This is a genomic window from Alkalibacterium sp. f15, from assembly GCF_049389645.1.
In the GTDB taxonomy this organism is placed as follows: Bacteria; Bacillota; Bacilli; order Lactobacillales; family Carnobacteriaceae_A; genus Alkalibacterium.
This window is the reverse complement of record NZ_CP186540.1, coordinates 1,969,373-1,995,390: the sequence shown is the minus strand read 5'-3', so window position 1 is coordinate 1,995,390 and position 26,018 is coordinate 1,969,373. Positions and strand designations below refer to the sequence as shown.

General features: G+C 42.4%; 16 protein-coding genes. 4 read left to right on the top strand and 12 right to left on the bottom strand.

Annotated features, from left to right (window positions below):
- Positions 1-449: 449 nt before the first annotated feature.
- The 5 genes from ACO1PF_RS09610 to gcvT all read right to left on the bottom strand — a co-directional run bounded on the left by ACO1PF_RS09610 (position 450) and on the right by gcvT (position 5,784).
- Complete coding sequence (locus ACO1PF_RS09610; protein ID WP_423188833.1) at positions 450-1,235, bottom strand: SDR family oxidoreductase; 786 nt, start codon at positions 1,233-1,235, stop codon at positions 450-452.
- Positions 1,236-1,301: 66 nt separating this feature from the next.
- Complete coding sequence (gene gcvPB / locus ACO1PF_RS09605; RefSeq protein ID WP_423188832.1) at positions 1,302-2,777, bottom strand: aminomethyl-transferring glycine dehydrogenase subunit GcvPB; 1,476 nt, start codon at positions 2,775-2,777, stop codon at positions 1,302-1,304.
- Positions 2,778-4,133 (bottom strand): aminomethyl-transferring glycine dehydrogenase subunit GcvPA, encoded by a 1,356-nt coding sequence (gene gcvPA, locus ACO1PF_RS09600; protein WP_423188831.1) that lies wholly within the window; start codon positions 4,131-4,133, stop codon positions 2,778-2,780.
- 124 nt (positions 4,134-4,257) lie between these two features.
- Positions 4,258-4,644 (bottom strand): glycine cleavage system protein GcvH, encoded by a 387-nt coding sequence (gcvH, locus tag ACO1PF_RS09595; RefSeq protein ID WP_423188830.1) that lies wholly within the window; start codon positions 4,642-4,644, stop codon positions 4,258-4,260.
- 27 nt (positions 4,645-4,671) lie between these two features.
- Complete coding sequence (gcvT, locus tag ACO1PF_RS09590) at positions 4,672-5,784, bottom strand: glycine cleavage system aminomethyltransferase GcvT (protein ID WP_423188829.1); 1,113 nt, start codon at positions 5,782-5,784, stop codon at positions 4,672-4,674.
- Positions 5,785-6,032: 248 nt separating this feature from the next.
- Between gcvT and ACO1PF_RS09585 the strand changes: the two genes are divergently transcribed.
- Together ACO1PF_RS09585 and ACO1PF_RS09580 are read left to right on the top strand one after the other, a co-directional pair.
- Entirely contained in the window at positions 6,033-7,226 is a 1,194-nt protein-coding gene (locus ACO1PF_RS09585) for an iron-containing alcohol dehydrogenase (RefSeq protein WP_423188828.1), read from the top strand.
- A 39-nt stretch (positions 7,227-7,265) separates the two neighbouring features.
- Entirely contained in the window at positions 7,266-8,426 is a 1,161-nt protein-coding gene (locus ACO1PF_RS09580; protein WP_423188827.1) for a GerMN domain-containing protein, read from the top strand.
- A 306-nt stretch (positions 8,427-8,732) separates the two neighbouring features.
- Here ACO1PF_RS09580 and ACO1PF_RS09575 read toward each other — a convergent pair whose 3' ends face one another.
- Positions 8,733-9,542, bottom strand: coding sequence for a hypothetical protein (locus tag ACO1PF_RS09575; RefSeq protein WP_423188826.1), 810 nt, complete (start codon positions 9,540-9,542; stop codon positions 8,733-8,735).
- 163 nt (positions 9,543-9,705) lie between these two features.
- Complete coding sequence (gene pepV, locus ACO1PF_RS09570) at positions 9,706-11,112, bottom strand: dipeptidase PepV (protein WP_423188825.1); 1,407 nt, start codon at positions 11,110-11,112, stop codon at positions 9,706-9,708.
- 222 nt (positions 11,113-11,334) lie between these two features.
- Here pepV and ACO1PF_RS09565 point away from each other — a divergent pair, with 222 nt between their 5' ends.
- Together ACO1PF_RS09565 and ACO1PF_RS09560 are read left to right on the top strand one after the other, a co-directional pair.
- Complete coding sequence (locus ACO1PF_RS09565) at positions 11,335-12,180, top strand: NAD(P)H-hydrate dehydratase (RefSeq protein ID WP_423188824.1); 846 nt, start codon at positions 11,335-11,337, stop codon at positions 12,178-12,180.
- A 212-nt stretch (positions 12,181-12,392) separates the two neighbouring features.
- On the top strand, positions 12,393-12,656 hold the full coding sequence (locus ACO1PF_RS09560; protein WP_423188823.1) for a hypothetical protein: 264 nt from the start codon (positions 12,393-12,395) through the stop codon (positions 12,654-12,656).
- Between the two features lie 410 nt (positions 12,657-13,066).
- Here the strand turns inward: ACO1PF_RS09560 and ACO1PF_RS09555 are convergent, their stop codons facing one another.
- From ACO1PF_RS09555 to ACO1PF_RS09535, 5 genes are all read right to left on the bottom strand, one after another.
- Positions 13,067-13,795, bottom strand: a complete 729-nt coding sequence (locus ACO1PF_RS09555) for a pseudouridine synthase (protein ID WP_423188822.1) — start codon at positions 13,793-13,795, stop codon at positions 13,067-13,069.
- A 34-nt stretch (positions 13,796-13,829) separates the two neighbouring features.
- Positions 13,830-15,494, bottom strand: coding sequence for a putative polysaccharide biosynthesis protein (locus ACO1PF_RS09550; RefSeq protein WP_423188821.1), 1,665 nt, complete (start codon positions 15,492-15,494; stop codon positions 13,830-13,832).
- A gap of 236 nt (positions 15,495-15,730) precedes the next feature.
- Positions 15,731-17,491: an ABC transporter ATP-binding protein gene (locus ACO1PF_RS09545; protein ID WP_423188820.1), complete on the bottom strand. Its 1,761-nt coding sequence runs from the start codon at positions 17,489-17,491 to the stop codon at positions 15,731-15,733.
- 661 nt (positions 17,492-18,152) lie between these two features.
- Positions 18,153-20,570: a leucine--tRNA ligase gene (gene leuS, locus ACO1PF_RS09540; RefSeq protein WP_423188819.1), complete on the bottom strand. Its 2,418-nt coding sequence runs from the start codon at positions 20,568-20,570 to the stop codon at positions 18,153-18,155.
- A gap of 477 nt (positions 20,571-21,047) precedes the next feature.
- On the bottom strand, positions 21,048-25,091 hold the full coding sequence (locus ACO1PF_RS09535) for a LysM peptidoglycan-binding domain-containing protein (RefSeq protein WP_423188818.1): 4,044 nt from the start codon (positions 25,089-25,091) through the stop codon (positions 21,048-21,050).
- Positions 25,092-26,018: the final 927 nt, after the last annotated feature.

Sequence of the window (26,018 nt, the reverse complement as noted above, 5' to 3'; positions counted from 1 at the left end):
CTCATTAAGAACAATTAACACTACTGTTTTGACTTGTTTATTAAATGCTGAAGCGCAGAATGACAGACTCAAAATTTATTCCACCGTGAGTTCGACATTCTGACCGCAAAACGACCAACTCAGGAATTATTCCACCGTGAGTTCGACATTCTGACCGCAAAACGACAGACTCAGGAATTATTTCATCGTGAATTCGACATTCTGACCGCAAACTGGCAGACTCAAAAACATTTCATAAGTGAGTTCGACATTTCGACCGCAAAACGACCGACTCAAAAATATTTCATAAGTGAGTTCGACATTTCGACCGCAAACTGGCAGACTCAAAAATATTTCATAAGTGAGTTCGACATTCTGACCGCAAAACGACCGACTCAGTTATAATTCGCCTGTGAGTTGGTCATTCCGCGACCAAGAGCTCTAATAGAAACAACAAGTCGCTTCCAACTTTAGTAGCCTTTAGTCATGCCACCGTCAACCAGCAATTGCTGCCCAGTGATATACGTATTGACATCGGAAACTAGAAAAGCAGCCATTTTGGCGAGTTCCTCGGGCTGACCATAACGGCCGAGTGGTATGGTTTCTAATACAGAGGCCTTGACCTCTTCCATCGTTTTACCTTCACGTTTAGCGCGGTTGCTGTCTAATTCCACTATACGATCGGTATCGATCCGTCCCGCGCCGATGGTATTGACTAGAATGCCGTCTTTGGCTAAATCTTGAGAAAGACTTTTTGACAAGCCTAGAATACCCATGCGAAAAACATTAGATAAAATGAGACCGTCTACGGGTTGATTGATCGATGAGGATGCATTGTTTAAGATCCGTCCATTTGTTTCTTTCAAATCCGGCAACACTGCTTTGATCGTTCTCACATAACTTAAGAGTGTGAGGTTGAAGGCTTCCTGCCAGTCCCAATCAGAGAGTTGTTCCAACGACCCTCCTGTTGGTCCACCAGTATTATTGACCAAAATATTAATTTTCCCAAATGTTCTTCGTGTGTTTTCCACCAGATGTTCAATACTTTTGGCATCGGTTAAATCTGAAATCATATATGCCACTTTCCCTTGCGCATTCACTTCGATTTCCTTTTTCGCTTTTTCCAGTGACGCTTTGGTCCGACTCGTCAGCATCACGTTGGCACCTTCTCTGGCCAGTTCATTCGCAATGGCTTTGCCGAGTCCTGAACTTGACGCCAGTACGAGCGCCGTTTTTCCTGAAAGTTTAAGATCCATCTTTTGACCTCCCCAATACATTTTTTATCTCTTCTATGTCGTGAATTATTAAAAAACAATCTAATGTTAACCTTCGTTCGTTTCTCTCTGATAGATCACAATCGGTTTTCTGGCCGCCTTGACTTCGTCTAAGCGTCTGACTGATTTGGTAAACGGGGCACCCGTCACTTGATCCGGATTCTCTTCCGCATCTTTTGCGATTTCGATCAATGCATCCGCAAAGGCATCCAATGTTTCTTTCGCTTCCGTTTCAGTCGGTTCGATCATCAGACATTCTTCGACGATCAGCGGGAAGTAGACGGTTGGTGAATAAAAACCGTAATCGAGCAATCGTTTGGCTATGTCTGCCGTTCTGACGCCCAATTTTTTCTGACGGTTCCCACTCAGGACAAATTCATGTTTACAGATCGATTTGTAAGGTGTATCAAAGTAAGGTTCCAGTCTAGCTTTCAAGTAGTTGGCATGTAAAACTGCATCTTCAGATACTTGCTGCAGGCCTTCTGCCCCCATGGATCGAATGTAGGCGTAAGCCCGTACATTGACACCAAAGTTGCCATAATAACCTTTGACGCGTCCGATGGATTTCGGATGATCGTATGTCAGTTTAAAGTTGTCTCCGTCTTTTTCAATACGCGGAGACGGCATAAAGTCTGTTAAGTAATCGACCACACCGATTGGTCCTGAACCGGGTCCACCACCTCCGTGAGGGGTGCTGAATGTTTTGTGCAAGTTCAAATGCACCACATCAAAGCCCATTTCTCCAGGCGTCGATTTGCCCAAGATGGCATTGGCGTTCGCTCCATCGTAATAAAGCAGTCCACCCGCTTCGTGCACGATTTCAGCAATTTCCACTATATCGACTTCAAACAAACCTAACGTATTCGGATTGGTCAGCATCAAGCCAGCCGTATCGGGTCCAATGGCTGCTTTCAGCGCTTCCACGCTTACACGACCTTCCTGGTTGGACTTGATTTCAACGACATCGAAACCTGCAACCACGGCACTAGCCGGATTGGTTCCGTGAGCGGAGTCAGGGACCAAGATCTTACGTCGCTGGTCACCTTCGCCGTTTGCTTCATGGTAGGCTTTGAAAATAAGTAGGCCGGACCATTCGCCTTGGGCACCCGCTGCCGGCTGCAGTGAGATAGCATCCATGCCGGTGACTTCTTTCAAGTTTTCTTCCAAGCGGTACATGAGTTCCAATGCACCTTGCGCCGTTATTTCCGGCTGTAGTGGATGGATGTTGGCAAAACCACTGTAGCGGGCAATGTCTTCATTAATTTTCGGGTTATATTTCATCGTACATGAACCGAGCGGGTAAAAGCCGGTTTCGATACCAAAGTTTTTGTTTGATAAAGCTGTATAATGACGCATCACAAGAAGTTCGGATAATTCAGGCAATTCAGCCGGCGTTTCTCTTTGTAAATGAGCCGGGACAACCTCACTTAAATCGGTCGTTTCAATAGAAGATTCGGGCAAACTAAATGCTTGTCTACCTTTTTTGGAAATTTCAAACACCAAGTTATCGTAAGTTGTATTCATTTATTTCCCCTCCCCTGTCAAAACTTCGATCAGCGTATCCATTTCTTGTTTCGTGCGTTTTTCGGTTACACAAAGCAGTAAGGCATTGTCAGTCCCCAGATATTCTGAAACATCGTAACCTGATACAATGCTTTGTTGCAATAATTTTTTAGAGACGTCTTCGATCGGTTCATTGCATTTAACAACAAATTCATTGAAGAAAGCATCACTCGATAATACTTCTAAGCCTTTGTCTTTCAACTGATTTTTAACATAATGGGCATGGTTGATGTTCAGCTGGGCCATTTCCTGCAGGCCGACTTTGCCTACGGTCGATAAGAATACCGCGCTGGCAAGTGCCGTTAACGCCTGATTCGAGCTCATATTGGATGTCGCTTTTTCACGTCGGATATGCTGCTCACGTGTCTGCAGGGTCATGACAAAGCCGCGTTTACCTTCCTGGTCTGTGGTCTGTCCAACGATGCGGCTCGGTACTTTACGCATGTATTTTTTCTTCACAGCAAAGTAACCACAGTGCGGTCCACCGAAACTCATCGACAGGCCAAGTGGCTGGGTGTCTCCGACAACGATATCCGCCCCTAATTTTCCTGGTGATTCGAGTACTGCTAAGGCTAACGGGTTCGCCATGACGATAAGGAGTGTTTTAGTTGCTTCACACAACTCTTTCACCGCTTTCAGATCTTCAATGGTTCCGTAGAAGTTAGGGTACTGGATAATGACTGCAGCGGTCTGATCACTCAGCGCTTCTGCTAATGCTTCCAAATCAGTTTGGGTGGCAGTCAGCCCGACGTCGTTCACTTCATACTCCATGCCGTACGCATAAGTATGTACCACTTCTTTTGCCTGAGGATGGAGCGCTTTTGAGTACAACACTTCGTTTCTCTTCATCACCGAAGTTGCCAGGTTACACGCTTCGCCTAAAGATGTAAAGCCGTCATATAAACTGGAATTCGCCACGTCCATGCCGGTCAGTTCACACATCATCGTTTGAAATTCGAATAAAGCTTGTAGTTCTCCCTGACTTGCCTCCGGTTGATACGGGGTGTAAGCTGTCATAAATTCTGAACGGAGCAGCACATGGTTGACGACACTTGGAATGTAATGGTCATATGTACCGGCACCGATGAAGTAAGCATGCGTGTCGGTCGTAATGTTTACTTCAGCCAGAGCTCTCATGTGTCTGATCAAAGCCTGTTCACTTAAGGCGTCTTCCAGTTCGATCGTTTTCTCTTTTGTTGCACGAGTAGATTCAGGAATATCTGAAAATAACTCTTTGATCGATGAGATACCAATGGTTGCCAGCATCTCTTCTCGGTCTTGTTTAGTCGTCGGTAAATAACGGTGCTGTTTATCCAAACTAATCACTCCTCGTATGGTTTCTTCATACAACAGTTTCTTTAAAGCCACTTTTTCGTGTCATTCCGAATAAAAAGGTAGAAAGAAGAGATATTGTCAGTCTCCTCTTTCTACGTAGTGATTTTTACAGTGTGTCTAGAAAGTCCTGATAAGCTTTTTCATCTAATAATTCAGAAGTGTCTACGGCATTTGCTGATTGGATTTCTATGAGCCAGCCCTCTTCGTAAGGTGATTCATTTATTTTTTCAGGTTCATCTTCCAAAACACTGTTAACTTTAGCAACGGAGCCTTCAACGGGCGCAAAAATCTCAGATGTAGATTTCACGGATTCAACCGTAGAGAATTCATCTTCTTCAGATAAAGCTAAGCCTACTTCCGGTAATTCGACAAAGACGATATCGCCTAATTGTTCGACCGCGTATTCAGTGATCCCGATACGCACATAGTCGTCCTTGACTAGCTCGACCCATTCGTGTTCTTGTGTATAAAATAATTTGGCTGTGTCTGTCATTATGCATTCTCCTTTAATGGTTTATTTTTATTTTTTCAAAAAATTCTTTTTCGTTATTTTTGCATCCACTTTGTTTTTGCGGATCTGGATCTTGACCGTATCACCCAGTTTGATACCGGCTTTTTTGATACGCATAAAGCCAATACTTTTACCTAAGGTCGGTGATTGGGTACCTGAGGTCACCACGCCGATCTCCTCATCTTCATTATTGAAGACTGGATAACCTTCGCGCGCAATGCCTCTACCCAAGACCTCAAAGCCACGGGTTAGATAAGTCGTCCCTGTTTCATTCTGGTCTTCCAACGCTTTCTGGCCAATAAACGGTTCTGGTTTGTCCCACTTCACGGCAAAACGCAGACCCGCTTCCAAAGGGGTGACGTCTTCCGACAGATCATGTCCGTAAAGCGGCATGCCCGCTTCCAGGCGTAATGTATCACGTGCGCCCAAGCCGCATTCTTTGATATTGTAAGCTTCACCGATAGCTAAGAACGTTTTCCAAAGAGCTTCGGTTTGTTCCCACTTCACATAACACTCATAGCCGTCTTCGCCAGTGTAACCCGTGCGTGAGAGTAAGACATCACTGAATTGCTCTGTTGAAACGTCTGGTAAAAAGTGATAATTCTTGATGTCTAGCGCTTCTTTACCGAACACTTTTGCCACAACATCTTTCGCTTTCGGTCCTTGAATCGCGATCAGACCTGTTGCTGCTGAAACGTTTTCCAGATCTATTTCTGCTTCTTTGTGCTTGTTTAACCACTGCCATATTTTGGCGGTGTTCGATGCATTTGGCGTAAGTAAGTATTCTGACTCACTCTGTTTAAATATGATGATATCGTCTAAGATACCCCCGTCTTCTTTTGTTACCAAAGTATACACAGCCTGATTCGCATCTGTTTGAGACACATCATTCGTAATCAGCTTGTTCAACCATTCGGTGGCACGTTTACCTGAAACTTTTATTTCTCCCATATGAGAAACATCAAACAGTCCGACATGTTCTCTCACGACTTGATGCTCGTCGCTTAATTTTGAGAACTGAATCGGTAAGGCCCATGAGCCAAAATCCACCAGTTTTACATTTTTTTCCTGATAGTACGGGTATAACGGTGTGCGTTTTAAGTCAGTTTCTTCATTTGCCAAAGCTATCCCTCCACACTTTTCAGCTGACAGGATATTCGCGATCTAGCCCCCTGTCACTTCACTTTCATTTTAACACTATTCGACCACTTCGGAAACTAAAAAGAATAGATAATTCGAACTATTAAAAGCAGTCACAAATCTTTGCTTGATATCTGAAAACATTAAAAAATCAGGTATGCGCTTGCGTCTTTTATTAGAGAACTCTAAAGTTATGCTATACTTAAGTAACTATAAAAGGAGGTCTTTTCATGACAAATGCAATGTCAGATTTTGTTTATTACAATCCAGTAAAAGTGATATTTGGAAAAAATAAAATTGAAGAATTAGCTAAACATATTCCATCAGATAAAAAAGTATTGATTACTTATGGTGGCGGTAGTGTCAAACGTTTCGGAACACTCGACCGCGTATTGGACGCACTGAAAGACTATGACGTAGGCGAGTTTGGAGGCATCGAAGCGAATCCAACTTATGAAACATGTATCAAGGCTGTCGATAAGATCAAAGCAGAAGGCTACGATTATCTTCTAGCTGTGGGTGGCGGTTCTGTCATCGATGGCACTAAATTCATCGCTGCAGCCGTCGAATTTGATGGCGACCCCAAAGATATTTTCGGCAAAGGTGTGGGTAAAGGCCTGCCAGTCAAGTCTGCTGTCCCATTCGGAACGGTGCTCACGCTTCCGGCAACGGCCTCAGAAATGAACGACGGCGCTGTTATCAATTTCAAAAAAGAAAAAGCAAAAATCAGTTTCAGTAACTGGCGTGTCTTCCCGCAGTTTTCGATCCTGGAACCGGAACTGACATATACGTTGCCTAAACGTCAACTGGCAAACGGTGTAACGGATGCGTTTATCCATATCATCGAGCAATACCTCACCTACCCCGTCAATGGGATGGTACAGGATGAATTTGCGGAAGGATTACTGCGAGTCCTCATTGAAATCGGACCGGACGTTGTCGACGAAGATAATCACGACTATATGCTGCGTTCCAACTACATGTGGACAGCAACCTTAGCCTTGAACCGTATTCTTTCACGCGGCGTTCCCGGTGACTGGTCCACGCACGGTTTGGGACATGAAATCACAGTCTTGAACAATACCGATCACGCGCGCAGCTTATCAGCCCTATTACCGGCAGTGATGATTGTCCGTAAACTGAAAAAATGGGACAAACTCGTCCAGTATGCTGAAAAAGTCTGGGCCATCACTGAAGGCACCGATGAAGAAAAGATCGATGCGGCAATTCTTAAAACCGTTGCTTTCTTCAAATCCCTCGGCATGCCGACGAATTTAGCCGAAGTCGGTGTCGAAGCAAATGATATCGATACCCTAGTCGATCAGCTCGAAGCTCACGGTAAAGAAGCAATATCTGAACGCGGCGATCAGACATTGGATGTGTCTCGCGAGATTTACCGTCAGGCATTAACACTAAATTTTTAATTGAGTTAATTTCATAAGGTGGGAAAGGAGTGGTTCAAAATGTCGGCAACTAAAGGCGTCACACTTGCCTCTTCTCTAATCGTTTCCGGATTGCTTTTATCCGGGTGCAGCTGGCTTTTCGGCGATGAAACTGAACCGGAAACCCCTGGTACAGAAGAGGAAGTTCCGGTAGACGAAACCGATACTGAGGATCCTGATACGGATTCCGACGAAGATGATCCTGAGGACGAAGACGAGGCTGAAGTAGACCAGGACATAACTGTCTGGTTCCCTCAACTCGAAGACACTTTACTCGATTATGAAGGCCAGGGCAATGAATTTGCACCCTTTACCCGCTATCCCCAATTTGTTAAGGACGACACGCTGCAAATAGTGGAGTCGACAGGTGGAACTGAAATCGTCATTATTTATGAGTATGCTGATGACGAAGTGAGAGAGGTCTTCAAACGAGCTGAGACCTATTTCCGGGAAGATTTTGACGATACTGGTTTAGCCAGTGAACAGGAAGATTTCGAGATCATCCTGCAGCAGCCTCTCGAAGAAGGTCATTCCTGGGAAAGTCCCAGCGGTTCTATGGCAGAAATAACGGGGATCAACATTGAAAAAGACTTACCCATCGGTAATGTGTTGACCATCGAAGTGACCCGTTCTTATGCTGACGGCAGTGAAGTCATTGAGTATTACGGTGAAAACATCGGTTTAGTTGAGCGTGTTTTCCAAGTGGATGACGATGAAGCAAATAATATCTCTTCTACCCTGAGAACAATTTCAGAAAACAGACCCGAAGAATTTCAGCTCACTGTATACAGCGTCGATGATCAGGCCATGGGGCTCGACAGCACGCTAGTAAAGATGGAGCTCTATACGAACGATCCTGCTCGACTCGCGATCGCAGATATTCTCAAAGGACAAGCACCAGATACCGAAACGGCCCAAGTTATCGCTGATGGCGTGGACATAAACTTCATTTATCTCCGCCAGGACGGTGTTGTGCATGCCGACTTCTCCGTCGAATTGGCAGATATGAATGCTGGTTCCGGTGTTGAAGCCATGATTCTACAAGGAGTCGTCAATACAATCGGCGAATACTATGGCGTTGAGGAAGTTTTAATTACGCTCGACAACGAACCGTATGAATCCGGCCATATCCTAATGGAAGAAGGCGAAACCTGGTCAGTCGACCACGCGAACGTCAATTAAAAAGGTAAAAGACTATTCTCCTCTACCCTTCTTTTTTCAGAAGATAAAGGTCGAATAGTCTTTTCTTTTTGAATCGGAATTTGATTACGACGGGTCTTGAGATCCGTCGTTTCATCCTATTAGGTCTTACGATTTTCAGCATGACAACTTTGGTGTTCGATGCTTCCTTTTATGTTTTTAGTGATTTCGTCATTTCGAGCATCAAAGTGCAGACTCAATGAAAATTTTAATCTTCAGTAGACATTAATAAGTTCTTTAAAGGCAGAAAGAAGCTAGCACAAGGCTAGCTTCTACCTATTTATGAATTTAAGGTGTATCATTCTCATTACTTTTATCTAGTCTCTCTTCTTCATCAGCTATATCTTCTTTTGATTCATCCGAGTTTCCATCAAGTTTCTCCTCTTCGACGACGGGTTTTTCTTCGATAGGTTCTTCTTCAGGTGTCGGTTTAACTACTGGCTCTTTTTTTACGGGTTCTTTCACTTCTTCTTTAGGTTTTTCTACTTTTTCATCGTCTCTACTAACTTCTTCTTTGGGTGATGTGGTGGTAGTGGTCCCAGTACTGGAACTGCTTGGTTTATTGGTTACCGGCTGGCTTGATGTTTTTTTGGAAGGCGACTGATTTGTGCTCGTATTGGTAGATGACGAGGCATTTTCCACTGGCGCTGTCCAAGTCGATGTCTTTTCAGTTTCTTCAGTCTCAGTCTTTTCTGTATCTTCATTATCAGAAACATCATCCACTACAGTTTCTTCTACTGTTACTTCAACATCCTCAGACTCGTCAGTCTCATCATCGCCCAGTTCTTCCGTATTTTCTTCTTCAGTTAAATCTTCGTCATCATCTGTTGATTCCAAGTCATCCTCATCGTTATTCTCGGTCGAATCTTTTTCGTTATTTTCATAAGAATATGTAGCGTTGTCTTCCATTGTATCTTCAACTTCTGAACTCATAGCTTGGATACTTCGATTTTCCACTTGGTGACGTGATTGTCCAATACCAATGGTCACAATAATAAACAAAACAAGGACCAACGCTGAAATGATACTAGTTACGGCTTTGTTTTCTTTAATAAATAATTGCAGGGATCTAAATATGTCGGATAGTAATTTCATCATGAGATGTCTCCTTTATCAGTGTATTTAAACTTAGTATAACATAGCTTTTAGTGCAGATTGACGTTTTTTTAAAAAGACTATATTTTGCTTGATTAATATAGAAAAACACCCCCCCTACTGCTTCATAAAAGCAATAGAGAAGGTGTCTGTTAGTTGATCCGTCTTATTTAATTAATTCGTAAATGGCTTCTGCATAAATAGCCATTGACTTCATCAAGTCGTCGATCGCCATAAATTCATTGGCCTGGTGCATCGTATCAATACTGTCAGGGAACATTGCGCCAAAAGCAACGCCACGTTCCATTAGACGACCGTATGTGCCGCCGCCGATAACCATCTCATGCGCCTCTAAACCTGTTTGACGATGATACACATCTAATAAGGTTGTGACTAGGGGATCATTTGCAGGAACATAATGTGGTTCTTTTCCGTTCGCTTTGGATAATGTCACGTCATAGTCAGCTAGTTTTGCTTTAAATGTTGCAAACAATTCTTCTTCCGTCGTTCCTTGTGGGTAACGCATATTGACCGTTATTTTTCCGCCTTCATTCGCTTTGAATGCAAAGACACCCGGGTTAGACGTTAATTCTCCCATTATTGCATCGGTCACGGCAATACCTAATTTTTCTCCTTCAGGATCATCATGCAGATAAAGCATCGTCAATTCCAAGAAGTCTTTGGCATCTTTTGCGAAATCGAAATCAGACAAGTAGCGGGCTAAATAAGTGGCCGCATTGACACCACTGGCTGGTTTACTGCCGTGTGCTGCTTTACCTGTCATTTCTAATGTCACTTGGTCACCATCGACAGCTGCAACGCCAGAAACCGGTAAACCGTCTAAGAAGTCTGCTAAACCAGCTTGTAACGCTTCAGGATTTTTACTTTTAACGACCGCAACGGCTTCTTGAGGAACCATATTGGCACGTAAGCCTGCTTCAAACTGGACTAATTCTTCTGATCCACCATCGACTGCACCTTTTGTTTCAATAAATACCGTTGCGTTTCCTTTTTCACCGTTGATGATAGGGAATGCGGCATCTGGTGAGAAACCAAAGTCAGGTTCTGGTTCAGTTTCTAGATAATGCTTGATGCCCTTCCATTCACTTTCTTCATCCGTACCAATAATGAAACGGACTTTTTTGGAAACGGGCAACTCCAAGTCTTTAATCATTTTCAGCGCATAATAAGCTGCCATTCCGGGGCCTTTATCATCGCTTGAACCACGAGCATACAAACGGCCGTCTTTGATGACAGGTTCAAATGGGTCTGTTTCCCAACCAGTTCCTGTTGGTACGACGTCTACGTGAGCCAAAATGCCCATTAATTCGTCGCCATCACCGTATTCGATGTGGCCTGCCCAGTTATCTACATTTTTAGTTAAGAATCCATCACGCTCACCTAATGCCAAGAAGGCTTCAAGTGCTTCTTTCGGTCCAGGACCTAAAGGTGCTTCATCTGTTGCATTTTCGTCGTCACGTACTGAATCAATACGTAATAAATCAAATAAATCTTCCAAATAAGCATCCTTGCGCTTGGCTGCTTCTGCTTTCCAGTCTATATTTTGTGTCATTCTTTCGTCCTCCTTGATTGAGTAACTTTACTCTCTTTTACCATTTTATCATTAAATGCATCAAACTCCAATTGTACATTTTATTCTTTAAGATAAATGATTTAAAAAACAGTTACGAACGCTGTTTATTTAATTTGGTGCAGCCGATTGTTCTGACGTGATTCTTTTCTCATTAAGTACTAAACTAAGGGTAAGTATCTGTGATTATTAGGAGGGTTTTATATGAATAGAATCACCAAAGAAGCAGTAAAAGCGTTTATGCCCACTCGGGAACGTAACAGTTATAAAGGCTCATATGGACGGGTCTTATTTGTCGGTGGCAATGAAAATATGGGCGGAGCGATTATTTTAGCCGCTGCTGCTGCCGTCTATAGTGGTGCGGGGCTGGTTACTGTCGCCACACATCCGTCTAATAAAGACGCCTTACACGCGCGTTTGCCAGAGGCTATGTTTGTGCCCATGAACGATCCAGAACAACTCAGAGACCACGTGAGTTCTATGGAGATGATCGTCATCGGCCCGGGAATCGGTCGTGATAACGAATCACTCAACATTTTGCGGACCGTGTATGAGACAGTTAAATCTCATCAAATTTTACTGGTGGATGGCGACGGTATTTATTTACACATGAATGAATTGGTACCGGAACCTAAAGCTACGCTAATTTTAACGCCTCATTTGGGCGAATGGCGAACACTGACAAAACTGTCTCCCGATGAACAGTTTGTAGAAGTAAACCAGGAATACGTTAAAGATTTGAAAGCCATCGTCGTTCTGAAAAAAGCACGTACTGAAGTCTACTGCGATAATGAGGTCTGGGAAAACACAACGGGTAACCCTTCGATGGCAACAGGCGGTATGGGAGACACGCTGGCCGGTATGATCGGTGGGTTTGTCCCCCAATTCAATACGATCAAAGAAGGTGTCTTGTCTGCCGTTTATCTGCACAGTTATATCGCTGATGAACTCAGTTTGACTCATTACGTGACGTTGCCTACCGAAATAATTAAACAGATCCCCATAACGATGAAGGAAATCACCAAAGATAAACAACGGAAATGGCTTTGATCGGTGTGAAGTGAGCCTAGTATCCCTTTGTTATTAGATGCTACGTGCTGGTAGTTTAGTAAGCTCTGCAGCGCTAGCCGGCTCATTTGACCACTCATTTTTTGTTTGCAATTTGTTTAGTGTTCTTCTTTCACACTTTTTTCAATTGCTAGTCGTCTTTATACACGATACAATGAAACAGTTAGAAACATTAATGTGAAGGATGACGTTAAATGAAAAAGAAATTGTTATGGATTATTTCATGGGTATTTCTACTGGGTTTTATACTTATGTGGATGGACTTTCAACTTGTTTACTTTCTAGGTATCGCGGCTTTATTTGTCTTCACGTTGTGGCAAGTACCTAAAGGAAGTGGCGAATATACAGATGAAGAATATGCCTATGAAAAAAGAAAATCGATCTGGACGATGAGTATTGCCGCCGCTTATATTTCCGCTGGTTTCCTCGCCCTTATTCTACAAACCTTTGTCTTTTAGAAAAGACATAACCTAAATGATTCATAAGAAAAACCTCCGACATCGGAGGTTTTTTTCATTCTAAACGTTCGTTGCTTGCCTTATCTTTAGAAGTTAGCGGTGTAAGCGCGGATACTTCTTAAGATTGGACGCTAATCTTAAGAAGTTGTGTTCGAAATAGGACTAACTCCCGACGATTGGGTACGTTTCTTCAGTAGTTAAGAGCAGAACTGACTCCACTTCTTAAGATCGAGTTCATATTACTCACATCTAGTCATAAAAGTTATGATTTATAAAAAAAGTATTGAAGACAATCGCTAGCCAACTATATGATCGCGATCTCTTTGTGTAAAAAAAGACAGGAGAAGGTCAAATCACTCAGCTTTTTCAGCCCAAGTGATTTGTCACCCTCCCTGTCTTTTTTCTAATTTCTAACTGTTTTCCAGCATTTCAACTTCTTCTTCAGTCAAAGGACGATACGCGCCTAATTCAAGCAGCGGATCCAGTTGCAAGTCGCCCATGGATACACGTTTCAAGTAGGTTACTTTTTTACCTACCGTTTCCATCATGCGTTTGACTTGATGAAATTTTCCTTCTTGAATCGTTATTTCCACTTTAGATGTCCCAGCTTCTTCATCTGTTTCCAAAATCGTTAATTTCGCGGGCATGGTTACATATATTCCGTACTCGTCTTCTAATGTCACGCCTGCTTTAAAGGCCTCAACATCTTCTTCAGTCACGATTCCATCCACTTGCGCATAATATAATTTGTCCACATGATGCTTCGGTGACAACAAGCGATGCGTCAGTTTGCCATCATTGGTCAACAGCAACAATCCTTCTGTATCGATATCAAGTCGCCCGACCGGATGCGGTTCCTGCAAGCTATCTTGTGGTTCGAGCAAATCGATGACCGTGTCATGCATTTGATCTTCCGTCGCGCTGATGACGCCCTGTGGTTTATTCAGCATGAAGTAGACATATTCCTGGTAATCAATAGGTTCTCCTAAAACCGTGATGGTATCTGTTTCAGGGTCCACATGTGTTTTAGGGTCAACGACAATTTTCTCATTCACTTCTACAATTTTCTTTTTCAATAATTTTTTGACTTCTTTTCGTGTGCCTAACCCGCTGTGGGCTAGAAGTTTATCTAAGCGCATACGAACTCCTTTCTTCATTCACATTTTTTTATATTTAGTTCATTCTCAATTTACGACGGACGCTAGCTGCTTTTGTACCAATCAAGCGATCGGCCAATTTTGTTTTCAGTGCCAGGTAACCATAAATCACAATACCTACGACTGAAATAACAGCCAAACTGATCAGTGATTGGAAACGGCTGTTATAGTCGATGACAAAGTCCAAACCGAACTTCGTGAGCCCCGTTCCTACTCCCATTGCTAGTGCTAGCATCAAGATCAAGAACGAACGTCTGAACAGGCGGGTGGCTGAATAGTGCGTATGTTTGTGCATGATCATCATCATCATACCGCAACTGACTAAAAAGCCTGCGATCGCGGACAGCAATATACCATAGGGCCCAAACCAGGCAACAAAGGCTACTTGACTGAGCACTTTCACGACTAAACCGGTAAACAAGGCTTTGATCGCCGGTCGTGTCAGGTTGGAAGCCTGCAGGATATTACCCAGTACCGCATAAAGTGCCACAAAGATGCTCATTACAGCAGATAATTGCGTAATACGTGTGCCTAAATCACTTTGTTCAAAAAATACGGCATATAATGGTTCAGCAACGACAGCCATACCGATGGCAGCCGGGAACATGGCGAAAAGCAACAATTGCACTGCTTTGGAAAACTGTCTTCTCACTTCATTCATGTTATTCTTGGCAATCAAATCGCTGATCAACGGTACGGAGGCAATGGCTAAAGCCGTCCCGAATGACGTTAGGATCATGATCAGTTTGTGCGCATTTCCTTGAGTTATTCCGTAGGTGGCTTCAATCATATCATCACTCATATTGGAAAACTGACGCATCAATGGGCTATAGGTCAGCTGGTCGACCATCTGAAAGACGATGATCCCGGTCGCAATAATGATAAACGGAATCGACGTTTTGATGATATTGACGATCAGCTGGTTGGGTGAAACCAATAATTTCCCGGCACTATCTTCTGGAGCATAATCAAACGCCGTTTTCATGTGCTTAAGGTTGAACGCTAAGTATCCCAGCGAGAATATCGCTCCTATGAAAGCTGCGAAAGTTGAAAAGGCAACAGCCGTCACGACTTCTCCATTCATGACTTGTCTTATTGTGTAAACAGCAATCAATAAGAATATAATCCGTGTCACCTGTTCGATGATTTGAGAAATCGCTGAAGGGGCCATTTTATTATGACCTTGAATAAAGCCACGCGTCACACTTTGGGCCGGGATGATAAGTAAGGCCGGAGTTAATGACCGCATAACGATGATCGCTTCATTTGTATTCGCTGACGGACTTGACTGAGCGATGATTGGGGCAATGAAATACATGACCAATGCAGATACAATACCCGTAAATGCCATGATTTTCAGTCCCTGCTTGTAAATGCCTTTGGAGATTTCATATTCTCCCAGCGCGTTGTAGTAACTGACCTGTTTGGAAATCGCTGACGGCACGCCCGCGGTAGCGAGAGCCAGAAAGAAGCCATACGGAATATAACCAATTTGATACAGTGCCATAGCCGCATTTCCCGGTGCCTGACCACCCATCCAGGCAAACCAGGGAATAATATATAAAGCTCCCAGGATCCTAGAAATCATGCTTCCGGCAGTCATCCAGGCTGCTCCATTGACCATTCTACTGTCGTGTGATTCTTCAGCTTGAACTATATTTGTCGTTGTATCGTTATCCATTCAGTTGAAACCTTCTTTCAATTTATCCTCTTACATTAATACAAGAGGTCTAGCCATTTAATTCGTTTTACTCAAGAGATTTAATTTCAGATTCATGTCGTTATACTCATGAAAAAAAGGAGCACACGGCTCCTTTTTTACCTAACCCTTATTCTACTGTTTTATTGCTGGGGGTGCAATCTTTTAGGGTAAAGATTCATGAAACGTTCTAGAATTGTCATCAAATATATATCTTGTCACTCATTTGATAACTGCTGCTTGGCAAATAGCTGATAAAGTTGATGTGTTTGGATTAATTCCTGGTGTTTACCAATACCGGTCAGTCGGCCTTCTTCTATAAAGACGATTTTGTCAGCATCTAAAATCGTACTGAGACGGTGAGCAATGACAAATGTTGTCCGTCCTTCCATCAATTTATTCAATGCTTGCGAGACGATTTTTTCAGATTGACTGTCTAGACTGGCCGTTGCTTCGTCCATCATTAAAATTTTAGGATCCCTTAAAAAGGCACGGGCAATATTGATCCGCTGGCGCTGACCGCCTGACAATTTGATTCCGCGTTCGCCGATTTCTTCTTCCAGTTTATTGGGGAATTGATTGATAAAGTCTCTGGCATAAGCCATTTCCAGGACTTCCCACAAGCGTTCTTCGGTCAGTGTTTCAGGATGAGGCAGGCCATAACATAGATTTTCTCTGATTGTTCCTGACATCATCGCGTTCTCCTGAGATACATAGCCGATTTGACTCCGCCATGAATGCAAGCTGATATCTTCGATCAGTGTATCGCCTACACGGATTTCGCCACTGTCTGGCGTGTAAAAGCGTTCAAGAAGGGAAAAAACGGTCGACTTTCCTCCACCGCTTGGACCGGCAAAAGCAATTTTTTCACCTGGCCGCGTGCTGAACGATATGTTATGAATCACTTCTTTGCCCTGTTCATAGGCAAAACTAACGCGATCAAAGGTAATCGGTAAATGCTCGATAGGCAGCTCCATGCCTGGTCGCTCGGCTTCTTCTTTTTCATCGAGTATTTGAGCGATCCGTTCTGTAGCTCCAGCTGCTTTCTGGATCTGCATGAAAAAGTTCATGAACGTCGTTATCGGAAAGATCACTTGGAACAGATAAAGCAGGAACGCAACCAGTTGCCCCGTCGTCATCACACCGCGAGCAACACGCACGCCACCATACCCGATAACAAAGACCATGACGCCCATCATCAGTGTATACATCAGCGGACCTATAATGGCTATATATTTACCTTCTTTTAAACCGATGCGATAAAGTTTGGTAATTTCATCTTCTCCTTTTTCCTTCTCGTACTTTTCAGCCGTAGATGATTTCATCAACCGAATTTCTGCAATGGTCTGCTGAACTTTTCCCGAAAACTTCGCAGTCTCGTCCTGCATTTCCCTAGAAACTTTCGCAATGCGTTTTCCCAGCGGACGGATCAAACCCAAGGCTAACGGTACAGCCGTCAACATCACCAAGGTCATCTGCCAGTCCATGACTATTAGGATAAAAAAGATACCTACCAGTGTCAAAATGCCATTTATAAATTGCGGAAAAAATGAAGAAATTAAATTTTGAACGATCGAGGTGTCGTTCGTTAAGCGAGAGACGATTTCTCCTGAAGCATACCGGTCAAAAAAGGTAACAGGCAATTTAATGATTTTATTCCATAGAAAATTTCTCAAGCCTGCGACGACATGCTGACCAATTTTATGTAACACATAATTCGAAAAGCCATTAAATATGACTTGAACTATAAAGATACCAATGATTGCAGCTATCATCCAGGGTGTGAAAAAGTCAAACTCGATCCCATCTATAAACCGTTGAGTAGCCAGCGGTATCATGAGTTGCGTCAAAGTGGTTAGAAGGCTGCCTGCCAAACCGATAACAATTAAGCCTTTCGATATATTGGTTGACCACAAAAGACGAGTGAACCGTTTGAGATCTTGTTTCGTCGGTGTTTTTAATTCATTCTTGTTTTGCATATGACCGTCCCCGTTTCATTTGAGAAGTCTTAATATGTGTTGTCTTTATTTTACCGTATCGCCGATGAGGAAGCCATAAAAAAGAAGAGTTTGGACGATATGATCGGTCAAGATTATATTTAATCACTAGTTGCATCAAGCCGGAACTAGTGCTTCGTCGCGAGTATACTTTTTTGAGTCTCAGCTATTATGTTTTTAGTCATCTGGCTTGTAGAGTCTTGAAATAACTTATAACTTCAACTCAAATCGCAATCGACTTCCCAGTCTGGCTTATAGCGCCTTATAACCTCTACTCAAATCGCAATCGACTTCTCAGTTTGGCTTATAGCGCCTTATAACCTCTACTCAAATCGCAATCGACTTCCCAGTTTGGCTTATAGCCCCTTATAACCTCTACTCAAATCGCAATCGACTTCTCAGTTTGGCTTATAGCCCCTTATAACTTCAACTCAAATCGCAATCGACTTCCCAGTTTGGCTTATAGCGCCTTATAACTTCAACTCACGCAGTAAATGAATTTCAGTATGTCCTATTGATCTCAAACTGCGAATTATTTAACTATAAAAAAAACAGAGCAGACGCATTATGACAATGCTTGCTCTGTTTACTTGTACTTATTTTAATATACTATATTGTAAAGGTTCCACTGCTTATTATCGCCTTAATTCGCTACGATATTAACCAGTTTACCCGGAACTACGATCACTTTACGAATGGTTTTTCCTTCTAAAAGTTCTTGGATTTTCTCGTCACTCAGCGCCATCGCTTCCAGGTCTTCTTTGGAAATGGTTCTGGAGGTCTGATTCTTCGAACGGACTTTTCCGTTGATTTGGAAAACGACTTGAACTTCATCTTCAACCAGTTTCGTTTCGTCAAAAGTCGGCCAAGGTTCATACGCGATGCTTTCCTTTGACTCCGTTAATTTCGTCCACAGTTCTTCACCTAAATGAGGCGCAATTGGAGCTAATAATATCACGAAGCCTTTTAGATACTCAAGCGGCAAGGTTTTAGCTTTATAGGCTGCATTGATGAATATCATCAGTTGAGAAATAGCCGTATTAAATTGAAGAGCTTCGTAATCTTCGGTCACTTTTTTCACGGTTTGATGATAGACAACTTCAAGGGATCCATCATTAAATGTGGTGATGCGGTCCCTCAACTTATTGTCTTCGTCGATAAATAAACGCCAGACACGGTCTAGGTATTTACGTGCACCCTCTAGACCATCTTCGTTCCAGGAAATTGCTGCATCGAGCGGTCCCATAAACATTTCATAGAGTCTCAGTGTATCTGCACCATATTTATTTACAACATCATCCGGATTGACAACGTTCCCTTTGGATTTAGACATTTTCTCATTGTTGTCACCTAGAATCATTCCCTGATTGTACAATTTCTGGAAGGGTTCTTTGTTTGGAACTAAATCTAAATCGTATAGGAATTTGTGCCAGAAACGCGCATAAAGTAAATGCAGGACCGCGTGTTCAGCTCCACCAATGTACAGATCAACGGGTAGCCATTTTTCCAGTTTCTTCGGATCAGCCAACATATCTTTGTTATCAGGATCAATGAAACGTAGGAAGTACCAGGAACTGCCAGCCCATTGTGGCATGGTGTTGGTATCGCGCTTGCCCTTCATGCCTGTTTTTTCGTCCACCACATTGACCCATTCGGTAATGTTTGCCAGTGGTGATTCTCCTGTGCCGGAGGGTTTGATTTCGGTTGTTTTTGGTAGAATGAGCGGTAATTCGTCTTCAGGAATCGTCGTGGTCGTGCCGTCTTCCCAGTGGATCACCGGGATCGGTTCGCCCCAGTAACGCTGACGTGCGAACAACCAGTCTCTTAAACGGTATGTTGTTTTCCTTTCACCGAGTTTTTTCTCTTCAAGAAAAGCAATCATCTTGTCGATGGCTTCTTCTAATCCCAAGCCGTTAATAAAGTCTGAATTGATGTGTTTTCCATCACCGACGAATGCTTCTTTATCAGGTTCAGCACCTTCAAGGACGGCGCGGATCTCCAAGTCGTATTTTTGTGCGAATTCATAGTCACGTTCATCATGCGCAGGAACGGCCATTATTGAGCCTGTTCCATATGAAGCCAGGACGTAATCCGCGATCCAAATCGGCATTTCTTCTTTTGTGACCGGGTTGATCGCGTAAGCACCGGTGAAGACGCCTGTTTTGTTTTTGTTTAAATCTGTTCGTTCCAGATCAGATTTTTTATCGGCTTCTATACGGTAGGCTTTAATTGCATCTTTCTGATCAGCTGAAGCAATTCTATCCACCAATTCAGACTCTGGAGCCAGAACGGCATAAGTTGCGCCGAACAGCGTGTCGGGTCTCGTAGTAAAGACAGCGAAGGATTCGCTTGAGTCTTTAACCTTAAAGGTGATCTCTGCCCCTTCGGACTTGCCTATCCAGTTACGCTGCATGTCTTTGATGTGTTCAGGCCAATCCACGTCTTCCAAATCTTCAAGTAGTCGGTCCGCATAGGCTGTTATTCTAAGCATCCACTGCTTCATAGGTTTGCGGTAAACGGGATGTCCGCCTCGTTCAGATTTTCCGTCAATGACTTCTTCATTGGCTAAAACGGTCCCTAACTCTGGACACCAGTTTACGGGTACTTCTGCCTGATAAGCCATATCGTGTTCCATCAGTTTTGTAAAGATCCACTGCGTCCATTTGTAATATTCGGGATCGGTTGTGTTGATTTCTCTTTCCCAGTCATAGCTGAAGCCGAGAGATTTTATTTGACGTTTAAAGGTCTGAATGTTTTTCTCGGTAAATTCAGCCGGATCGTTTCCTGTGTCCAAGGCATACTGTTCTGCTGGTAAGCCAAAAGCGTCCCAACCCATCGGATGAAGAACATTAAATCCTTGTGATCGTTTGAGGCGTGAAATGATATCTGTTGCCGTGTAGCCTTCTGGATGCCCAACGTGCAGACCTTGACCTGACGGGTAGGGGAACATATCCAAGGCATAAAAATATTCCTTGTCGTCGTCTTCTGTCGTTTTAAAGGTGTGATCCTGCTGCCAGAATTTTTGCCATTTCGTTTCTATTTCGTGATGATTAAAAGACATCTTTTTCTCTCCTTTTTTTATATAAACTCAATTTTTCATTATTCGATATGCTTACAGTAGCTATTTCAAAAAATCGACCAATAAAAAAAGCCTATGAACAGCAAAAAAAATTGCTAGTCATAGGGCGTTATTATCGCGGTACCACCTATATTCGTCGCTCACTATTTAAAGAATACTGAGCAACCTCACTACCCTTAACGCGGATAAACGTCTTTAAGCTCTCTATCACTTAAAGCTACGGTTCTTGTCGGCGAGTTCAGTTGACGTCCTGTGTGTTTTCACCACCCACACACTCTCTAAATCAGAACGACTTACTTACTACTCCTACAACGTATTTTAATGTTGCCCTAATCATACCAAAGCTTGTAGTAAGCCGCAACTTTATATTTAAATAGAGTCGGTTGTCTAAATCTAAAGCTTGACCTGAAGAGATCAATAAGAAGACCAGCTGCTGTAAGAGCAACTGGTCTCGCTTAATTATTTTGAAACGGTCAGACGTTGGTTTACAAAGATCAAATCACTGTTTAAATTGTTCAGCGCTTTGATTTCACTTACCGTTACGTTAAGCTCTTTGGCGATATGAGACAAGGTATCGCCTGCTTTTACTGTATATGATTCAATTGTAGAAACAGCTTTAGATACTATCGACGTTACTACTGCTGAGGATGTATTTTTCACTGTCAGTTTTTGATTCACAAAGATAATGTCACTTGTCAATTTATTCCATTCTTTCAATTGACTGATTGTTACATTAAATTCTCTGGCAATTCCGGATAATGTATCACCGGATTTAACTTGATGGGTTACGTCAGATGCTTTTTCAGGTGTCGTAGGTGATGCAACTGTTTCTTTAGGTTGAGTTGAACCGCTTTGAACGACTGTTAACTTCTGACCCACAAAAATGCGATTTGCATCAGTAATGTTATTCCAATCTTTCAGTTGAGCAAGTGAAACGTTGTGAGTACGTGCAATGACACTTAACGAATCCCCCGCTTTGACAGTCACCGTATTTTCAGTGACAGGTTTAGTCTCTGCGACAGGTTTCTCAACTTCTGGTTCTTCTTTTACTAACGCTGTACCCTTAACGAATAATTTCTGTCCCACATAGATAACATCTCTGTTCAGCTGATTATCTGATAAAAGTGTTGCAACGGTTGTACCAAAATTTCTGGCAATTTGCCCTAATGTGTCTCCCATTTTCACGGTATAGACGGAGGCAACTGTTTCGACCGGTTTAGCAGGTTCAGGTTTTGTTTCCACTGCTTGGCTGCTCGTTACCGCTAAGTTCTGATTTACTCGGATCAGGTCAGAAGTCAGGTTGTTCAGTTCTTTCAGCTGCGATACTGTCATACTGAATTGTCTGGCAATTTGCCCTAATGTGTCTCCCGCTTTCACGGTATAGACAGAGGCAACTGTTTCTACTGGTTTCGTAGGTTCAGGTTTTGTTTCCACTACTTGGCGGCTCGTTACCGCTAGGTTCTGATTCACTCGGATCAGGTCAGAAGTCAGGTTGTTCAGTTCTTTCAGCTGCGCTACTGTCATACTGAATTGTCTGGCAATTTGCCCTAACGTGTCTCCCGCTTTCACGGTATAGACAGAGGCAACTGTTTCTACTGGTTTCGTAGGTTCAGGTTTTGTTTCCACTACTTCGCTGCTCGTTACCGCTAAGTTCTGATTTACTCGGATCAGGTCAGAAGTCAGGTTGTTCAGTTCTTTCAGCTGCGATACTGTCATACTGAATTGTCTGGCAATTTGCCCTAATGTATCTCCCGCTTTCACGGTATAGTCAGAGGCAACTGTTTCTACTGGTTTCGTAGGTTCAGGTTTTGTTTCCACTACTTGGCTGCTCGTTACCGCTAGGTTCTGATTCACTCGGATCAGGTCAGAAGTCAGGTTGTTCAGTTCTTTCAGCTGAGTTACTGTCATACTGAATTGTCTGGCAATTTGCCCTAATGTATCTCCCGCTTTCACGGTATAGACGGAGGCAACTGTTTCTACTGGTTTCGTAGGTTCAGGTTTTGTTTCCACTACTTGGCTGCTCGTTACCGCTAAGTTCTGATTTACTCGGATCAGGTCGGAAGTCAGGTTGTTCAGTTCTCTCAACTGAGTTACTGTCATACTGAATTGTCTGGCAATTTGCCCTAATGTATCTCCCGCTTTCACGGTATAGACGGAGGCAACTGTTTCTACTGGTTTCGTAGGTTCAGGTTTTGTTTCCACTACTTGGCTGCTCGTTACCGCTAAGTTCTGATTTACTCGGATCAGGTCGGAAGTCAGGTTGTTCAGTTCTCTCAACTGAGTTACTGTCATACTGAATTGTCTGGCAATTTGCCCTAATGTATCTCCCGCTTTCACGGTATAGACGGAGGCAACTGTTTCTATTGGTTTGACAGTTTCTACTGGTTTAGCTTCTTCCTTAACAGGAGACGTTACTACGTTTGAAAGATTTAATCGTTGTCCGACAAAAATCGTGTTTGAAGTTAACTTGTTTGTTTCCTTGATTGCTCCAACTGTCGTATTATACTTTTGAGCAAGTTGTGAAAGTGTATCACCACGGACTACTATGACCGAAGAAGCTGTTTGTTCCTCAATCTTCTCCGTTTCCTGATCCGATTGACTGCTATCTTCCACAGGTTTTTCATCAACAACAGAAACCATCAGCTTCTGATTTACGTATATGGTATCACCATTCAATTTGTTCATTGTTTTCAAGTTAGCCACACTCATATTGAAACGTTGCGCGATTTGAGAGAGCGTATCCCCACGGACAACTGTGTATTCGTTTTTAGCAATTATTTGGTTTTCTTCAGGTGTTACTGGTGTTACTGGTGTTTCAGGCATCGGTACCGGTTTTGGTTCGTTTGCTCTGATCGGCACAATAATTTCCTGATTAACGAAAATCAAATCACCGGTTAATTTATTGGCAGCTTTGAGATCTTGAACTGTTGTGTTGTAGGTTTGAGCAATTTTACTTAATGTATCTCCACTAACGACTTTATAAGCCGTTACTTTTTCGTAAGGATTCGCTGGTGTTGCGGTCGGTGTCTCTGGAACAACTGGATTAACAATGCCTGTACTGTTTCCTTTTGTCTGAACAATGTCAAATCGTGTCAGATTAAACTGTTCGATTATTCTATTTAATTTAGACGCATACGTCGGGTCTGTTGCATATCTGCCTTGTAACCACAATGTTGCATCACGATAACTCGTTGTCTTTTCAGCCCAAGTCCCGGAGTAAAAGGCACTGTTGCTTCTTAATCCATTACGTAAAAGATTCGCATTGTCCTGTAGGGATTCTTGATAACTTGGGTATTTCCTGAAGTTATCAGTAATCGTTATCCAACCAGTACTTGTGTAATATTCCTGCGTTCTTTTAGCTACGGATTCACCATTGTAAGATCCTTTGATACCAAACAGATTATAATTAGGTGAGGTTGACAAACTGCTTTTACCATAACCTGATTCAAGACTTGCCTGAGCAATCATGACGGAAGCATAAAGATTGTTTTGACTGGCAACATTTTGCGCATAGCCTGCCAAGTGTTCAATAAATTCACTTGGTGAGGTCACTTGATTGAGGCCTTCCGTTTTAGTCGGTTGCGGTGCTTTAGCTTCTGCTTTTCCTGCTTCGTTGATGGCTAAAACTTGTCCGACAGATAGTCTGTTCACATTGGTGATATTGTTTAGTGAAGCAAGTTTATTTACGGTCGTCTGATAACGTTGCGCGATCGACCCTAGCGTATCTCCGGATTTCACAACATAAACAAGTGCTTCAGCATCTTTGACCGTTTCTGTTTCTTTTACTATTTCTTTTACTGTTTCTTTTACTGGTTGAACAGTATCTACTTTATTTGGCTCTTCCAATGGAACTTCAGTCACTATTGCTTCAGTCGATTTCTCTTCAACAGTTTCTTCTACTGCTTCGGTCGATTTCTCTTCAACAGTTTCTTCTAGAGTTTCGGTCGCTTCCTCTTCAAGAGTCTCTTCTACCGCTTCGGTCGCTTCCTCTTCGACGGTTTCTTCGACTGCTTCCATCAATCCCATTTCAACAATTCCGTCTGCTGCTTCAGTCGTTCCTTCTTCAACAGTTTCTTCTAGAGCTTCGGTAAGCTTGTTTTCAAGTAACGCAACAAAAATGGTGTCAAGCTGTTCGTATGACAATAGATGAATATGTAATTGATCCAACATGCTTTGTCCTCCAGCTAATTCTATCATTCTTATTAGCTGTGTTCTGACAAAATCTAATTCTTCTTTCTGTTCTTCAGTTAATTCACTGACTTGTTCTATTGATAAATCTTCAAGATCTGTTACTTTATGTTCAGTCGTATCGATTTGATTATACATTTCGTATAACTCTTGTAATTCCTCTTGATCTAAGTCTAATTCCTCGGCATTTACCGCTTCGGTAAATCCGCCTGCTGCAACGATGCCTGCCAAAATCCCGGTCGATAATAGTAATAGTTTAGTGTGTTTTTTCATTTGTTCCTTTAGCGTAAGGGGCATATATGTTTTCTCAGTCATCTATAAATTGCTCCTTTCAAATATGTATATTTATTCTATTTACTTATTATACCCTTAGTTCCCCTAAATCGGAACGGGTGAGATGAATATATTTGTTTTGTTATCTAAATGTAATATACTTAATATTATAGTTTTGTTTTCCTTTTTCTTTCCTTTTGCAACAGGATTTAAGAATCAACAAATTGCTTTATTATTTCATTTATCAATGAAAGCTAGCTGATTTCCAATCTGGTAGCTGTTCCAAAAATGCTTTTACAGGTGTTTTGTAATCTATAAAAAAATCCTAAGATGCTCATCTTTTAATCGCAACAGACGAAAAAAACGCTTGATTAATAGAGATGAAATTCATTTACCTAAACAGACCATCGCTTCGAAGTAAGCCGTTAGACCGTTCATTTAATCCACGTTGTGAGGGATATCCCGAAATCGGCAAAGAAGATAGAGACGTCATGCTTGTTGCTGATACTTTTTTACTCAAAAAATCCTTTTAAACAGTCAAAAGTAACGTAGCTGAATAGCTTTAGTAGAAGTTGATCAAATCAAAAACCAAGACTGTTTCACTATCTTTGGCTTTTCGGTCATCTGGTTTCAAAGTAATCTTGACCTTGAAAAGGCGTTCGATTGATGTAATCACGACACTTTTATGATTGAGACCAACAATTGTATCACCTTATAGATTTTTAAACTCATTTACAAAGTCAGGGCATTTCTTTCTACCTTTTTTGGGTTGGCGTCTAAACGATTGTCTCCCAGGTTTTTCTTTATGTCCGATTGGTTTGCGTTTACCCTTCATAGGTAACATCGTTACTTCACTATGCATAAACCGACCGTATAGGTTTCGCATTGAGCACCGAAACACTTTTTCATGTTTTCTTTATAACGGCAGTAGTAATCATATAGAGTATTCCTTTCTTTGAGAAAATGTAT

Coding starts and splice junctions, on each gene's coding strand:
- pepV (WP_423188825.1), bottom strand. CDS start 11,112: ATGACACAAAATATAGACTGGAAAGCAGAAGCAGCCAAGCGCAAGGAT.
- ACO1PF_RS09560 (WP_423188823.1), top strand. CDS start 12,393: ATGAAAAAGAAATTGTTATGGATTATTTCATGGGTATTTCTACTGGGT.
- ACO1PF_RS09610 (WP_423188833.1), bottom strand. CDS start 1,235: ATGGATCTTAAACTTTCAGGAAAAACGGCGCTCGTACTGGCGTCAAGT.
- ACO1PF_RS09535 (WP_423188818.1), bottom strand. CDS start 25,091: ATGACTGAGAAAACATATATGCCCCTTACGCTAAAGGAACAAATGAAA.
- ACO1PF_RS09545 (WP_423188820.1), bottom strand. CDS start 17,491: ATGCAAAACAAGAATGAATTAAAAACACCGACGAAACAAGATCTCAAA.
- gcvPB (WP_423188832.1), bottom strand. CDS start 2,777: ATGAATACAACTTACGATAACTTGGTGTTTGAAATTTCCAAAAAAGGT.
- ACO1PF_RS09580 (WP_423188827.1), top strand. CDS start 7,266: ATGTCGGCAACTAAAGGCGTCACACTTGCCTCTTCTCTAATCGTTTCC.
- gcvH (WP_423188830.1), bottom strand. CDS start 4,644: ATGACAGACACAGCCAAATTATTTTATACACAAGAACACGAATGGGTC.
- ACO1PF_RS09585 (WP_423188828.1), top strand. CDS start 6,033: ATGACAAATGCAATGTCAGATTTTGTTTATTACAATCCAGTAAAAGTG.
- ACO1PF_RS09555 (WP_423188822.1), bottom strand. CDS start 13,795: ATGCGCTTAGATAAACTTCTAGCCCACAGCGGGTTAGGCACACGAAAA.
- leuS (WP_423188819.1), bottom strand. CDS start 20,570: ATGTCTTTTAATCATCACGAAATAGAAACGAAATGGCAAAAATTCTGG.
- ACO1PF_RS09550 (WP_423188821.1), bottom strand. CDS start 15,494: ATGGATAACGATACAACGACAAATATAGTTCAAGCTGAAGAATCACAC.
- ACO1PF_RS09565 (WP_423188824.1), top strand. CDS start 11,335: ATGAATAGAATCACCAAAGAAGCAGTAAAAGCGTTTATGCCCACTCGG.
- ACO1PF_RS09575 (WP_423188826.1), bottom strand. CDS start 9,542: ATGATGAAATTACTATCCGACATATTTAGATCCCTGCAATTATTTATT.